Genomic DNA, 12,651 nt, shown 5'->3' with positions numbered 1-12,651 from the left:
CGGCCGGAGCCCGAGGGGCGCCGGCGGGCCGGGCCGCGCCCGTGTCCGGGGCGGACGCGGCCGGGGTTGTCCACAGCCGCCGGACCAACGCTTCCCGTGCCGGCGCCGGCGGCCTAGATTCGCCCCTATGACGGATGCGACACCCGGCCCCACCGCCCCCGCCGCCTTCTCCGCCTCCACCGACCCCGCCCGCCCCGTCGGCGACACCGCCCCGCTGCCCGGCCCCCTCACCGTCGACCAGGTGGCACCGTGGGTGCTGGGCACCACCACCGCCGACGAGCGCGCCACCCTCACCGGGTTCCTCGACTACCTGCGCTGGGCCGCCGCCCGCAAGGCGCGCGGCCTCACCGACTCCGACTCCCGGCGCCGCCTCGTGCCCTCCGACACCACCGTGGCCGGGGTGCTGCGCCACCTCACCCTGGTCGAGCGCAACTGGTTCCAGCGCGTCCTGCGCGCCGACCCCGCCGTCGAGGACGAGCTGCGGCCGCTCCTCGCGGCCGTGGAGTCCACGTTCACCGTCCCCGACCACACCCCGATCGCCGCGGTGATCGCCGATTACGAACGCGAGTGCGCCCGGTCCCGCGCGGCCGTCGCCGACCACGCGCTCGACCACGCCGCCGACCACGACGAACTCGGCCCGGTGTCCCTGCGCTGGATCCTCGTCCACATGATCGAGGAGACCGCCCGCCACGCCGGCCACCTCGACATCCTCCGCGAGCAGACCGACGGCACCACCGGCGACCGCGACCCCGCCTGACAACCCGGGCGGCCCTCCGGCCCCGTGCCCCGGCGGCGGCGCGGCCCCGCCGCCGGGGGTGGGGCCGGGCGGGGTCCACCGCCCCGGGGCGGGTCAGTCGGCGCGGGGTGGGCGGCAGGGGTAGGTCAGCACGACCGACAGCGACGCCTGGGCCGATCCGCTCAGCAGGATGACGTTGCCCTCCGTGGCGATGGTGATCCCGAACTCCACCGACACCGACTCCGGGCGCACCGCCTGGCGGCCGAGGTCGGCCACGGTCGAGGCGAACCGCGCGGCCACCGACACCACGGCGTCCTGGGCCAGATCCAGGGCCTCGACCGCCTTGCGGCCGGCGGCCTCCAGCCGGGCCGACGACGTCGGCTCCGACCCCGGCAGCCGCCGCACCTCGATGTAGACGTCCTGGCCGTCGATGGTGACCGGCACCAGTTCGGTGCTCACCGCTCGGCCCGCTGCAGAACGGCGGCGCCGCTGATCACCATGCCGCCCGAGGGCTGCACGTAGTACCCGGTGCCCGGCGGCAGGCCGTCGGAGTCGAAGAACTCCCGCACCAGGTAGCGCAGCGCCGGCGCGCCGACAGCGACCGCGACGCCCACGGGCGTGGGCCGGCGCAGCAGCGCCAGCAGGGACCGGGGGTTGATGAGCGGACGGTAGGTGCCGTCGGGGTCCTCGCCCGTGAAGTCCAGGGCCAGTTGGTAGTCGCGCCCCGCGGAGTCCACGTAGGTGAACCGCAGCAGCAGACCGTCCGCCTCGCGGATGAACGCGTGGCCGGGGGCGATGGGGAGGTCGGTGCGCTGCCCGTCGGCCAGCAGCAGCGGCAGGGTCATGGGGTGCCGGTTGGACCACGACACGCGGTCGAGCCAGAACGCATAGCCCCGGTCACCGGGGCGCAGGAACGAATCCACGGCAAGGACTCCTGTCGGGGTCAGGTGGGGGAAGAGGGAGCCGGAATCGGGTGCCGCATCGCGCGTCGTGGACGGGCGGTGCGGCGCGGGGCGCCGTGAGAGCGGGAGCACGGGAGGCCGCGCGTACGGGGGAGCGGGGGACACCGGGTGCCGCGGAGAAGGCCGGCGGGCGGGTCGCCGGGGCCGGGCGGATGCGGCGGGCGGCAGGGCGGCCTCAGAAGAGGTCGCGCAGCCACCCCAGCAGGCCGCCCTCGCCGTCGTCGGCGGCCGGACCGCCGCGGGTGCCGGACGCCTCGGCGGCCTCGGGCCCCGGCGGATCGGCGCCGGGCGACGGGGTGAGCGGTGGGGCGACGGCGGCCTCCGGCGCGCCGTCAGAAGCTCCGGGCCCGCCCCGGCGCAGCGCCGCGTCGGCGGCCTCGGCCGCCGCGACCGCGCCCGCCGCGGCCGCGAACTCCGCCCAGGGGCCGCCGCCGTCCAGGTCGGCCAGGCCCGCGCACAGGGCGCGCAGGTCCTCGGTCCGGGCCACCCACACGCTGTGCTCCAGCCAGCCGTCGGTGGAGTTGTAGCGGCCCGAGACCACGCCCACCACGGCGTCGTCGCGCCGCCGGCGGACCGGTGCGCCGCTCATGCCGCGCAGCACGTCGGGTGCGGTGATCCGGCCCAGCAGGACGTCGTCGGTGCGGGTGACGATCCCCTGCCAGGTGCCCAGCGCCTCCAGCGACCGGGGCCGCGGTGCCCCGGCCGCCTCGCGGAGTTCGGCGTGGCCCACGATCACCAGGGGTTCGGCGCGGTTGACCGACGCGGCGGGCCGCAGCAGCCGGACGCTGCCGGCGAAGGCGGATTCGGCGCGCAGGACGGCGAGGTCGCGCGCGCGGTCCTCGCGCACGATCTCGGCGGTCCGCACGGGATTGTCCGCACCCTCGGCGAGCGCGTCGAGGCGAAGGGGGCCGCCGTCGCCCAGCGACACGGCTTCCCGGGCGACGTGCCAGGCCGTGGCGATCACCGAGGGGGCCAGTTGGAAGCACGTGCCCAGCGGGGCTCCCGCGGGGGTGAGAACGCGCCCCATGTAATTCGGGACGGACTTTTCCGGTGGTTTTTTCACGTGGTTCGCCTTTCGGTGGCGGAAACCTCCGGATACCGGGGAAAGGAGAAAGAGGAAAAGCGGAATTCCTGCTTCGAAGGCTAACCCGGCGCCGTTGCCGCGGGCAGGTCCGCGGCGGAAACCGCCGCCGCCGGATCGGGGCCACATGCGGCCGGTGGAGATTGGGTCACGGCGTCATCCCCGGCCCACCCGGGGCGTCGGTACCCCCGGTGTGCGGCGTTTGCCATACTCGGGCCTCTGGACATGCGGCGACCGGGGCGGCTGGGCCACGGGCCGCGGTCGGAGCGGACGCGGAGGGAGCCCGATGCAGGTCGGCGAGCTGGTGGAGCGGGTGCGCGGCGGCGACCGCCGGGCCCTGGCGCGGACGATCTCCCTGGTGGAGAACGCCGCGCCGCAACTGCGCGAGATCACCGCCGGACTGGCCCCCGCCGCCGGCCGGGCGCGCATCACCGGGCTGACCGGGCCGCCGGGGGTGGGCAAGTCCACCTCCACCAGCGCGCTGGTCGCGGCGCTGCGGGCGCGCGGCGAGACCGCGGCCGTCCTGGCGGTCGACCCCTCCTCCCCGTTCACCGGCGGCGCGCTGCTGGGCGACCGGGTGCGCATGCAGGAGCACGCCACCGATCCCGGCGTCTACATCCGCTCCATGGCCAGCCGGGGCCACCTGGGCGGGCTGTCGTGGGCCACGCCGCACGCGCTGCGGGTCCTCGACGCGGCCGGGTTCGACCACGTCCTGGTCGAGACCGTGGGCGTGGGCCAGGCCGAGGTCGACATCGCCGCCCACGCCGACACCACGGTGGTGCTGGCCGCGCCGGGCATGGGCGACGGCGTGCAGGCGGGCAAGGCCGGTGTGCTGGAGATCGCCGACATCCTCGCGGTCAACAAGGCCGACCGCGAGGGCGCCCAGGCCGCGGTCCGCGATCTCCGCCAGATGGTCGCGCAGGTCGACCGCGCTCCCGAGGAGTGGAAGCCGCCGGTGGTGGCCATGTCCGCCGCGAAGGGGGAGGGGGTGGACGACCTGCTCAAACGCCTGGACGACCACGCCGCCCACCTGCGCGCGACGGGCGAACTGGAGCGCCGCCGCCGAGCCCGCGCCCGCCGCGAGATCGAGGCCATCGCGATGGCCGCGCTCGTGGAGCGCCTGGCCGACGTGCGCGGCCACGCCGCGCTCGACGCGCTCGCCGGTGAGGTCGCCGCGGGCGGCGACCCCTACGCGGCGGCCGACTCCGTGCTGGCCGCGCTGGAGGGCTGACCGGCGGGGCGCCGGCCGGCGCCCTTCGGTACCCGCCGACGCACGACCGCAGGAGGGCGCCGTCTTTTTCCGCACCGGCGGAGGCGGGGGCAACCCCGCCGAGCTGCGGTGACCACAGGGTGTGGGGGATCGGCCGCGCCCGGCGCTCGATACAGTGGCGGGGTGGGTAACCCGCTTAATCTTCCGTTCGACCCCATCGAGCGGGCGCACGAGAACTGGACGCGCCGCTGGGGGGCCAACCCGGCGATGGCGGCGGTCACCTCGATCATGCGCGCCCAGCAGATCCTGCTCGGCCAGCTCGACGCCGCGCTCAAACCCTACGAGCTGACCTTCGCGCGCTACGAGGCGCTGGTGCTGCTGACCTTCAGCTCCACGGGCGCCCTGCCGCTGGGCAAGATCGGCGAACGGCTGATGGTGCACCCCACGAGCGTCACCAACACCATCGACCGCCTGGAGCGCCAGGGCTTCGTGCGCCGCAAGCCCAACCCCAGCGACGGCCGGGGCACCCTCGCCGAGATCACCGACAGCGGCCGCCAGGTGGTCGAGGACGCCACCCGCGACCTCACCGCCATGGACTTCGGCCTCGACTGCTACTCCGACGAGGAGAACTGGCGGATCCACGCCATGTTCACCAAGCTCCGGGTGGAGTTCGGCGACTTCCCGGCGGACAAGGGCGGCGCGGCCGGCCGCTGAGGGCGCCGGAGCCGGGCCGCACTCGCCCGCGTTCGTGCGCACGAGGCGGGCGCGGCGACGCGGTGCAGTGTCGCGAGCCCCCCGGCCCGCCGCCGCGCGGGCCGTGCGGGGAAGGGTGAACCGGGCGCGGGAGGGCGGGCCGGGCCGGGAAGATTGCCAGGACGGCCGCCAGGCGCGATCATCGTCCTCGGCCCCGACCCCGCCGCTCGCAGACCCCCCACGACGGAAGGTGCGGCATGCCCGACGACCACTTCGGCGCCGTGGACGCCACGGCCATCCAGGCGGACCTGCAACGGCTGCGCACGGCCGGGGCCGGAGGGACCCGGCCCGCGCCGGAGGTCGGGCTGCTGGAGCGGGCGCTGGAGGAGTACGACCACGCCCGCGCGGCTTGGGGCGCGGGCGGCGACGACGCCCGGCGGGCCGACGAGCAGGCCGCCCGGACCCAGCGCGAGGTCGAGGCCCTGGGCGCGGACCGCCCCGCCGGACTGGCCGACCTGTCCGCCCTGCGGGAGCGCATCGCCGAGGCGGCCCGCCCGCCGGAGGCCGTGGTCCTCGCCTCGCGCCCGCCCGGCCCCGGCGCCGAGCCCGTGGAGCACTCCCGGCAGGTGGTGGCCGATGCCGCCGCCCAGGTGAACCAGGCCCGCAAGAGCCTGGAGGACCGCCACGGCACCCTGGTCGCGGCCACCGTGGACGCCCGCGACGCCGTCCGGCGGATCCGGACGGAGCTCGCGGCAACGGAGCGCGCGCGGGGCGGCGACGCCCGGCTGCCGAGGTCGCCGAAGGCCGCCGCCGCGCGGCGAAGGACCGTCCCGGCCCGGGGACCGCGCCCGGGCGAGGGCCCGGCCCGGGGCCGCGCCCGGTAGGGTCGGGGCGCGCGTGAAGCGGTCCGCGCGGGCCCCGGGGTTGCCGTGCGGACGTTCCCACGCCATCATCCGTTTCGGACCCCGCCCCCGTCCGTCATCCCAGCGTGCTCGTGTCGGACAACGGAGGCGGCATGGTCGAGAGCGGTTCCGCGGACGGTGTGAACCAGGACGGACTGGCGTACCTGGAGCAGTTGATGGCCCAGGCCAAGGGCTCCGTGCGTGAGGAGCTCGGTACGGCGGCCGCACAGTGGCAGGACGCCGTGGAGGCGTGGCGCAGCGCCCGCGAGAAGCTGTCAACCAAGCTCTCGACCGTGCATAGCCTCCGGGACCAGGCACGGGAGAACAACCATCCGGCCGCGGATCGGCTGAACGGCCTGATGACGGCGATCCACGTCGTGCAGTCCCAGCCCACCGACCTGTCGAAGACCGGTGCCGTGGCGGAGGTGCTGAAGAACCAGAACAGCGGCCTCACCGAACGGGTGCGGTCCATGGTCTCCCCGACGTACGCTCGGCAGGCCCTGCAGGAGGTGATCGACGCGCTCCGGCAGGACACCGCCAGGATCGGCAAGCAGTCCGCGAGCATGCGCGAGGACCTCGCGGCCATCGAGGCGTTCCAGAAGGAGCTCGACACCCCCCGCGAAGCGGGGGAGGCACGGGAGACGCAGGACCACCCCGCGCGGAGGATCGCGGGCGAGATGGCGGGCCGGCTCACGGGGAGGCGCGGCGCGCGCTCCGGTCCCGGCCCGACCCAGCCTTCGCGCGCCCCCGTCCCGCGGGCCCGCGACGGCCGGGGCGCCTCGAAGGCGTAGCCGCACCCGTCCGCGCCGCCCGGTCCGCCCGGTGAACGCCCGGCGGAGGGAGGTTGTCCGCAGGGCGGCGAACCGCCATGATCACTCACGACCCGACCCCCTTCCCCGCCGTTCCGGACCGCCCCCCGCCCCGTTAGCCGCTCATGTCGTTCGAACCTCCCGTCGAAGACGCGTCGATCACGCCCTACCTGCGATTCGAGGTCCACCGGCCCGGTGAAAGCTCCTATGCCGACCTGCGGCGGGAGAACGTCGCGGCCCGGGAGGGCTACGCCGAGGCGAGGGGGGTCCTCGGCCGGGCGGCCTGGGAGCTTTCGGACTTCCGAAAGGCGTTCGAGGAGAAGGTCAGCGAGCTGACGGCGTCCTCCGAGAACCCCCGCCTCGCCGACGCCTGGCAGCGGCTGTCGGAGACGGACCGCCAGACCAAGCGGGAGAACACCGGCCCCCACGCTGCAACTCCAGGCGGGCCGGCGGCAGCGGTTGCGGCATCCGACGGAACGCTCCCACGGGGCCGCGGTCGTCGACGGCGCCAAGCGCACCCTGGAGTCCGACACCCGCCGCCTCTCCTACGAGACCGCGAGGTCCATGGCAGCGGCGGCGCGGGCGCGGGAGGCGCTGGCGACGACCGAGCGGGTCCTGGGGGACGCCCTGCGAGCGGCCCGCGCGGGCCGCTCCTCCTACCGGGAGTTTGAGGTGGACGACAGGGCCGTCCAGGGCGCTTTGGAGGCCGTCCGCGCCGACCCGGCCACGGCGCACCACGCGGCGTCCTACTCCGACCTGCTGGACCGCTACAGCGAGGTCCGCCTGGCGCGGGCGAAGGAGATGCGCGAGTTGCGGGCCGCGGCCGAGCGGATCCCGCCCGAGGTCGGAGTGCCCGGCCACGAGGACTTCGACGCCGCCTTCGTCGTCAAGACGACGGTGACCTACCTGGACAGCAGACTGACGCGGGAGGTCAGTCTCGCCCCGCTCGCCGGGGCCGAGCGGCAGCAAGACCCCGTCTCCATCGTCAAGGACGCCAAACGCTTCCTCACCCGCGAGATCGTGGCCCTGGTCGATCAGCGGGCGTCGATCGCCCAGATGGCCGACACGGCCCGCGCCGTGCTGAAGTCGGACGGGGTGAAGGCGGAGGCTCCCGCCCCCGAGCACCGCCCCGACCGCGCCGCGGCCGCCGACGCCCCGCGCCCGCCCCGCGACGCCGCCGCGTCCCCACAGCGCGAGCCCAAGCGCACGGTCATCCAGCCCGCGAGGCCTCGCCGAACTTCGCCCGGCGGAGCCCGGCGCGCGCACAACCACCGCTAGCACCTCCCCTTCCGCCCCCACGGAGCCGCCGTGCCCGACCACGGCCGCCTCGACGATCGGCGCTGAAGCCGTACCCGTCCTACGATCCGCGGACGACGCGTGCGGTCCCCGGCCACGAGAACTGGAGCGGACGCGCCCAAGGGCGTCGCGCTGGGCAAGGCCGACCCCCAGCGCGGCCGAGTCCGCGCGGCACCGCGCGCCGGCGCTCCCGCGGCCTCCCGCGCGGCGTTCCTCGCGTAACGGGCGCGGCGCGCGGTTCCTATACAAATTTAGTTGGACGTCCTAATATTGGGGCATGGCCAAGGCTGAGGAGATCGCCGCGGGCCGGGCCCGCTGGCAGGCGCGCTACGACGCCGCGCGGGCACCGCGCCAGGGGCGCGGCGCCGCCGCGCCCGAACCCCGCACCACGCTGTCCGGGCAACCGGTCGATCCGGTCTACGGACCCCCGCCCGGCGCCGACGTCCCCGGGTTCGAGCGCATCGGGTGGCCGGGGGAGTTCCCCTTCACCCGCGGCCTGTACCCCACCGGCTACCGCGGGCGGCCCTGGACCATCCGCCAGTTCGCCGGCTTCGGCAACGCCCGCCAGACCAACGAGCGCTACCGGATGATCCTGGCCTCCGGCGGCGGCGGGCTCTCGGTGGCCTTCGACATGCCTACGCTCATGGGCTACGACTCCGACGCCCCCATGGCGCTGGGCGAGGTCGGCCACTGCGGCGTGGCCGTCGACTCCGCCGCCGACATGGACGTCCTGTTCGACGGCATCCCGCTGGACGAGACCACGACGTCCATGACCATCAGCGGCCCGGCCATCCCCGTCTTCTGCATGTACCTGGTCGCCGCCGAGCGCCAGGGCGCCGACATCACCACGCTCAACGGCACCCTGCAGACCGACATCTTCAAGGAGTACATCGCCCAGAAGGAGTGGCTGTACCCGCCCGAGCCGCACCTGCGCCTCATCGGCGACCTGATGGAGTACTGCACCGAGAACATCCCGGCGTTCAAGCCGCTGTCGGTGTCGGGCTACCACATCCGCGAGGCCGGGGCCACGGCGGCGCAGGAGTTGGCCTTCACGCTCGCCGACGGGTTCGGCTACGTCGAACTGGGGCTCTCGCGCGGGCTCGACGTCAACAAACTGGCGCGCGGGCTGTCGTTCTTCTTCGACGCCCACATCGACTTCTTCGAGGAGATCGCCAAGTTCCGCGCCGCCCGCCGCATCTGGGCCCGCTGGATGCGCGACCGCTTCGGCGCCACCGACGACCGGGCCATGTGGCTGCGCTTCCACACCCAGACCGCCGGCGTCTCCCTCACCGCCCAGCAGCCCTACAACAACGTGGTCCGCACGGCCGTCGAGGCGCTGTCGGCGGTGCTGGGCGGCACCAACTCCCTGCACACCAACGCCCTCGACGAGACCCTGGCGCTGCCCACCGCCACCTCCGCCGAGATCGCGCTGCGCACCCAGCAGGTGATCATGGAGGAGACCGGCGTGGTCAACGTCGCCGACCCGCTCGGCGGCTCCTACTACGTCGAGGCGCTCACCGACCGGCTGGAGGAGGAGGCCGAGCGGATCTTCGAGCGCATCGAGCGCATGGGCGCCGCCAAGGAGGCCGAGCGCGCCGAGGACGCCGCGGCGGCCGGCCGCGACGCCGCCGAGCACGCCATCGGCCCCATCACCTCCGGCATCCTGGCGGGCATCGAGAACGGCTGGTTCACCTCCGAGATCGCCGAGTCGGCGTTCCAGTACCAGCAGGCGCTGGAGAAGGACGAGAAGCGCATCGTCGGCGTCAACTGCCACACCTCCACCATCACCGGCGAGGTCGAGACCCTGCGCATCAGCCACGAGGTCGAGGAGGAGCAGCGGCGGGTGCTGGCCGAGCGCCGCGCCAAGCGCGACCAGGCCGCCGTCGACGCCGCGCTGTCCGACCTGCTCGACGCCGTGCGCGACCCCGCCCGGCCCAACCTGATCCCGGTCATCCTCCAGGCCGCCCGCGCCGAGGCCACCCTGGGCGAGATCTGCGGCACGATGGGCCAGGAGTTCGGCACCTATACCGAGGACCCCCGGCTCTAGGACGGCGCGCGGCGCAGCGCGGCACGCGAAGGGGCGGCCGGACGCATCGGTCCGGCCGCCCCCTTCCGTTTCCGTGTGCGCGAAGGCGCTCACCCGTCGCGCGTGCCGGTGGACCGGGGTTGTGCAACCGGGGGCGGGCCGCCATCATCGTCCGAACGTCCGGGGCCGGTCCCGGAAGCGAGGAGAAGAGACGAGGGACACGCCATGAAGACGTTCTTCAGAGAAGGCGACTACTACGAGAGGCTCGCGCCGGCGCTGGCAAGGTGCCCCATGTCGTCGCGGAGCAGTTCGGCGACGCCAGGAAGGCATACCGGGACGCCCTGAAGCCGCTGCGCGCAGCCGAGAGCGGGTTGACGGAAAGGCTCAAGCGGATCCGCGAGATCCGTGAAGCCTCCACGGACAACCACGAACGCTGGGAGGCGCTTGGGAAGGTGCTGGCGCAGGCGGAGTACTTCTGGGCCGACTCCCCTCCCCGCGAGCCCGCCTACTGGGACTACCCCGGGTCCGCCCTCGATAGGACGTTCCGGCTGGCTCGTCTGGTCGCCGCGGGCACAAACCTCTACGAACGGCAGACGAAGACCGTCCAGCACAGGACGTCGAAGGCGAACGAGTTTTTGGCCAAGCTCGACGCCGCCATCGCGGAGCACGGGACGCCCCCACCCGCCGAGGCGGCGGACAACGCCGCCGCCCAGGTGCCCACGCCTACCCGTGACAACGCCCGAGGCTCCGGCCGTCGGCAGCGCACCACGATCAAAGCGGGGCGCCAGCGGGGCCGCGCCGCCGCCGGCCGCCGCCCGGACTCCTCCGAGAGCGGCCGGGGGCGCTCCGCCTAGCGTCTCCACGGGTTGTGCGGCGCGCGGGAGTGCACCATGATCGCTGTGCACACCGCCCTTCCCACCTTCCGGCTCGCGGCCGGGGGCGCGCGGCACGGACACGAGAGGCGAGCGATGGTTGCGATCCACGCGCACGAGAGCGACTACCACGCCATGCTGGCGCCCGTTCTCCACCTGGCCTCCGACGAGCTTCAAAAGCAGTACGCCGGTGCCCGGAGGGACTACCAGGCCGCCGCCGGTGAGCTGCGGAAGGCCGCCCGCGCCGTGGCGGGGCGGCTCGCCGAGTTGAAGGAGATCGTCCGCGGCCTGCCCGACACGCCGCTCTCGGACGCCGACGGCTCCCGCGCCTCTGTCGACCGCCTGCGGACCCTGCTGCACAGGGGCGAACGGCTCGTGGACGAGAGCGCCTTCAACGAGCCCAACCTGTGGGTCTACTCCAACGATCCGCCCCGGGACGCCGCGACCAGGGTCGCCATAGGCGCCCGCGTGTACCGCGGCAAGACGGAGGTCGCCCAGACCCGGACGGCCAAGGCGAACGCGTTCGCCGGTGAACTCGCCGATGTCGTCGCCCACTACCGGGAGCGCGAATCCGCCCGGTCCGCCGCTCGCGAGGCCGCCGCCAAGCCGCCGGTCACCCGGGACACCCCCCGAGGCCGGACCGCGCAGCGGCGCACCACGGTGAGGGCAGGCCGCCGGCGGGCAACCGCCGCCGTCCGTCAGGGCCGGGCCACCGGGCGCCGTCCGGGGCGTTCCGCGTAGCGCTCCCGCCGGCCGTGCGCGGGCGCGGCCGTGCGGCATGATCCCTGTGCACTACGGACTCCGCCCTGTCCGCTGAGCGGTGCGGGGGGGGAAGGAGAGAGATGGCGGAGCAGTACTACCGCGCGGAGACCGACTACTTCCAGAACCTGGTGCCGGTGCTGGAGCGGGTCTCTCCGGAACTGAGGAGCCAGGTCTACCGGAAGCGCGAGGACTTCCGGCGCGCGGTGAAGGCCATGAGGCAGGCGGCCGAGACGATGGCCGACAAGAGCGCCGAACTCGCCACGCAGGCCGCAAAGGCAGCCCCCGCCTCGATCCCGGGTTCATGCGGCAGGTGGACGCCTGGATCCGCATGACCACCCGCGCGCTGTCGGACACGTCCTACCACGAGCCGGGCGGCTGGCTCCTCGGGCCGGTCGAGTCCGTGCCCGGCAGCACGGGCGAGGCCGCGCAGGTGGCCGCTCAGGCGATCGCCCACTACGAGGGCAGGACGCGGGACGTGGAGCGGCAGACCGCCGTCGGTGAACTGAAGGCGCGGCACCTCGACCGGGTGTCCGGTGAGCTGGAGCGGCACGAGGCCGCCCTTCGTGCGGCGGACCGGCCGACGCCTGTCCTGCGCGACCGTCCGCGCCGCCGGGTGGAGCGGTGCGGCAAGCGCAAAGCCACCGCCGACGCGGCCCGTCGCCTGCCGCCGTCCCCGGGCGCGAAGAAGGGACCTACGGCATAGCCGTTTCGGGTTGTCGAACCCGCGGTGAACGACAATGATCTTTCCGGACCCTGCCCCGTCCGGTTTCAGTGCCATACGTGGAAAGCGAGAGGCGACAATGGCGTTTTCCCAAGATGAGAAGATGGACCTGCGCGCGGCGGTCGAGGTGCGCGACGAGGAGCCGCAGCCCCAGGTGGCGCCGACAGACGGCCCGGAGGCGGTCCGGTCCGGGGCGGAGATGGCGAAGCTGCTTGAGGGCGCTGCGCGCGGCATGACCAGGGCCGCCGTCGGTACCGCGGTCGGCATCCCGGGCATGGACGCCATCAACCTGGACGCGCCCGCCGCGCCCGCCAACGGCGACCCCCAGGGCGCGGCCGCGGCCGTGGCCGCGAAGTTGGGCTCGGTGTTTCTGAAGAAGAAGGGCGGCGAGCGCCCAGGTGTCACGGACCTCGCCAAGGGCGCCAAGGTGAGCCTCGACAAGGGGCTGACGCGGAGCGAGCGGCCTGCGGTCAACGGCGCCCCGCACACCATGACCAAGGCGCGCACGCTCTGAGCTACGGGCGAGGGGCGGCCGCAACGTGGGAGAAGAACGCGGCCGCCCCTCTGTGTTGTGGGCGGGG

The 12,651-nt window shown here is 74.6% G+C and carries 15 protein-coding genes; 12 read left to right on the top strand and 3 right to left on the bottom strand.

What is annotated here, in order from left to right; all coding sequences use genetic code 11:
* Positions 1-127: 127 nt before the first annotated feature.
* Positions 128-757, top strand: a complete 630-nt coding sequence (locus tag HNR12_RS10515) for a DinB family protein (protein ID WP_179767316.1) — start codon at positions 128-130, stop codon at positions 755-757.
* 93 nt (positions 758-850) lie between these two features.
* Here HNR12_RS10515 and HNR12_RS10510 read toward each other — a convergent pair whose 3' ends face one another.
* From HNR12_RS10510 to HNR12_RS10500, 3 genes are all read right to left on the bottom strand, one after another.
* Complete coding sequence (locus tag HNR12_RS10510; RefSeq protein ID WP_179767315.1) at positions 851-1,195, bottom strand: CU044_2847 family protein; 345 nt, start codon at positions 1,193-1,195, stop codon at positions 851-853.
* On the bottom strand, positions 1,192-1,659 hold the full coding sequence (locus HNR12_RS10505; protein WP_179767314.1) for a hypothetical protein: 468 nt from the start codon (positions 1,657-1,659) through the stop codon (positions 1,192-1,194). The genes HNR12_RS10510 and HNR12_RS10505 overlap by 4 nt, the downstream gene beginning before the upstream one ends.
* A gap of 214 nt (positions 1,660-1,873) precedes the next feature.
* Positions 1,874-2,725, bottom strand: a complete 852-nt coding sequence (locus HNR12_RS10500) for a trypsin-like peptidase domain-containing protein (RefSeq protein ID WP_179767313.1) — start codon at positions 2,723-2,725, stop codon at positions 1,874-1,876.
* 340 nt (positions 2,726-3,065) lie between these two features.
* Here HNR12_RS10500 and meaB point away from each other — a divergent pair, with 340 nt between their 5' ends.
* From meaB to HNR12_RS10445, 11 genes are all read left to right on the top strand, one after another.
* A complete protein-coding gene (meaB, locus tag HNR12_RS10495; RefSeq protein ID WP_179767312.1) occupies positions 3,066-4,010 on the top strand; it encodes a methylmalonyl Co-A mutase-associated GTPase MeaB in 945 nt (314 codons plus the stop codon).
* 162 nt (positions 4,011-4,172) lie between these two features.
* A complete protein-coding gene (locus HNR12_RS10490; RefSeq protein ID WP_179767311.1) occupies positions 4,173-4,703 on the top strand; it encodes a MarR family transcriptional regulator in 531 nt (176 codons plus the stop codon).
* Between the two features lie 236 nt (positions 4,704-4,939).
* Positions 4,940-5,566 (top strand): hypothetical protein, encoded by a 627-nt coding sequence (locus HNR12_RS10485; RefSeq protein ID WP_179767310.1) that lies wholly within the window; start codon positions 4,940-4,942, stop codon positions 5,564-5,566.
* 104 nt (positions 5,567-5,670) lie between these two features.
* The gene (locus HNR12_RS10480) at positions 5,671-6,375 is read left to right on the top strand and encodes a hypothetical protein (protein ID WP_179767309.1); all 705 of its coding nucleotides are present in this window, start codon (positions 5,671-5,673) and stop codon (positions 6,373-6,375) included.
* Positions 6,376-6,852: 477 nt separating this feature from the next.
* On the top strand, positions 6,853-7,671 hold the full coding sequence (locus HNR12_RS10475) for a hypothetical protein (protein ID WP_179767308.1): 819 nt from the start codon (positions 6,853-6,855) through the stop codon (positions 7,669-7,671).
* Between the two features lie 295 nt (positions 7,672-7,966).
* On the top strand, positions 7,967-9,736 hold the full coding sequence (locus tag HNR12_RS10470; protein WP_179767307.1) for an acyl-CoA mutase large subunit family protein: 1,770 nt from the start codon (positions 7,967-7,969) through the stop codon (positions 9,734-9,736).
* 263 nt (positions 9,737-9,999) lie between these two features.
* The gene (locus tag HNR12_RS10465) at positions 10,000-10,569 is read left to right on the top strand and encodes a hypothetical protein (protein ID WP_179767306.1); all 570 of its coding nucleotides are present in this window, start codon (positions 10,000-10,002) and stop codon (positions 10,567-10,569) included.
* Positions 10,570-10,683: 114 nt separating this feature from the next.
* Complete coding sequence (locus tag HNR12_RS10460; protein ID WP_179767305.1) at positions 10,684-11,328, top strand: hypothetical protein; 645 nt, start codon at positions 10,684-10,686, stop codon at positions 11,326-11,328.
* Positions 11,329-11,429: 101 nt separating this feature from the next.
* Positions 11,430-11,681, top strand: a complete 252-nt coding sequence (locus tag HNR12_RS10455) for a hypothetical protein (RefSeq protein WP_179767304.1) — start codon at positions 11,430-11,432, stop codon at positions 11,679-11,681.
* On the top strand, positions 11,660-12,052 hold the full coding sequence (locus HNR12_RS10450) for a hypothetical protein (protein WP_179767303.1): 393 nt from the start codon (positions 11,660-11,662) through the stop codon (positions 12,050-12,052). Before HNR12_RS10455 ends, HNR12_RS10450 begins: the two co-directional genes overlap by 22 nt.
* Before the next feature lie 121 nt (positions 12,053-12,173).
* A complete protein-coding gene (locus HNR12_RS10445) occupies positions 12,174-12,584 on the top strand; it encodes a hypothetical protein (RefSeq protein ID WP_179767302.1) in 411 nt (136 codons plus the stop codon).
* The last annotated feature ends 67 nt before the right edge of the window (positions 12,585-12,651 follow it).

The organism is Streptomonospora nanhaiensis (assembly GCF_013410565.1).
Classification (GTDB): domain Bacteria; phylum Actinomycetota; class Actinomycetes; order Streptosporangiales; family Streptosporangiaceae; genus Streptomonospora; species Streptomonospora nanhaiensis.
This window is presented reverse-complemented; position numbering and strand designations above follow the sequence as displayed.

What these genes read in the sequence shown, in the direction of transcription:
- HNR12_RS10515 (WP_179767316.1), top strand. Translation starts at nt 128, where the DNA reads ATGACGGATGCGACACCCGGCCCCACCGCCCCCGCCGCCTTCTCCGCC.
- HNR12_RS10470 (WP_179767307.1), top strand. Translation starts at nt 7,967, where the DNA reads ATGGCCAAGGCTGAGGAGATCGCCGCGGGCCGGGCCCGCTGGCAGGCG.
- HNR12_RS10445 (WP_179767302.1), top strand. Translation starts at nt 12,174, where the DNA reads ATGGACCTGCGCGCGGCGGTCGAGGTGCGCGACGAGGAGCCGCAGCCC.
- HNR12_RS10455 (WP_179767304.1), top strand. Translation starts at nt 11,430, where the DNA reads ATGGCGGAGCAGTACTACCGCGCGGAGACCGACTACTTCCAGAACCTG.
- HNR12_RS10500 (WP_179767313.1), bottom strand. Translation starts at nt 2,725, where the DNA reads ATGGGGCGCGTTCTCACCCCCGCGGGAGCCCCGCTGGGCACGTGCTTC.
- HNR12_RS10485 (WP_179767310.1), top strand. Translation starts at nt 4,940, where the DNA reads ATGCCCGACGACCACTTCGGCGCCGTGGACGCCACGGCCATCCAGGCG.
- HNR12_RS10460 (WP_179767305.1), top strand. Translation starts at nt 10,684, where the DNA reads ATGGTTGCGATCCACGCGCACGAGAGCGACTACCACGCCATGCTGGCG.
- meaB (WP_179767312.1), top strand. Translation starts at nt 3,066, where the DNA reads ATGCAGGTCGGCGAGCTGGTGGAGCGGGTGCGCGGCGGCGACCGCCGG.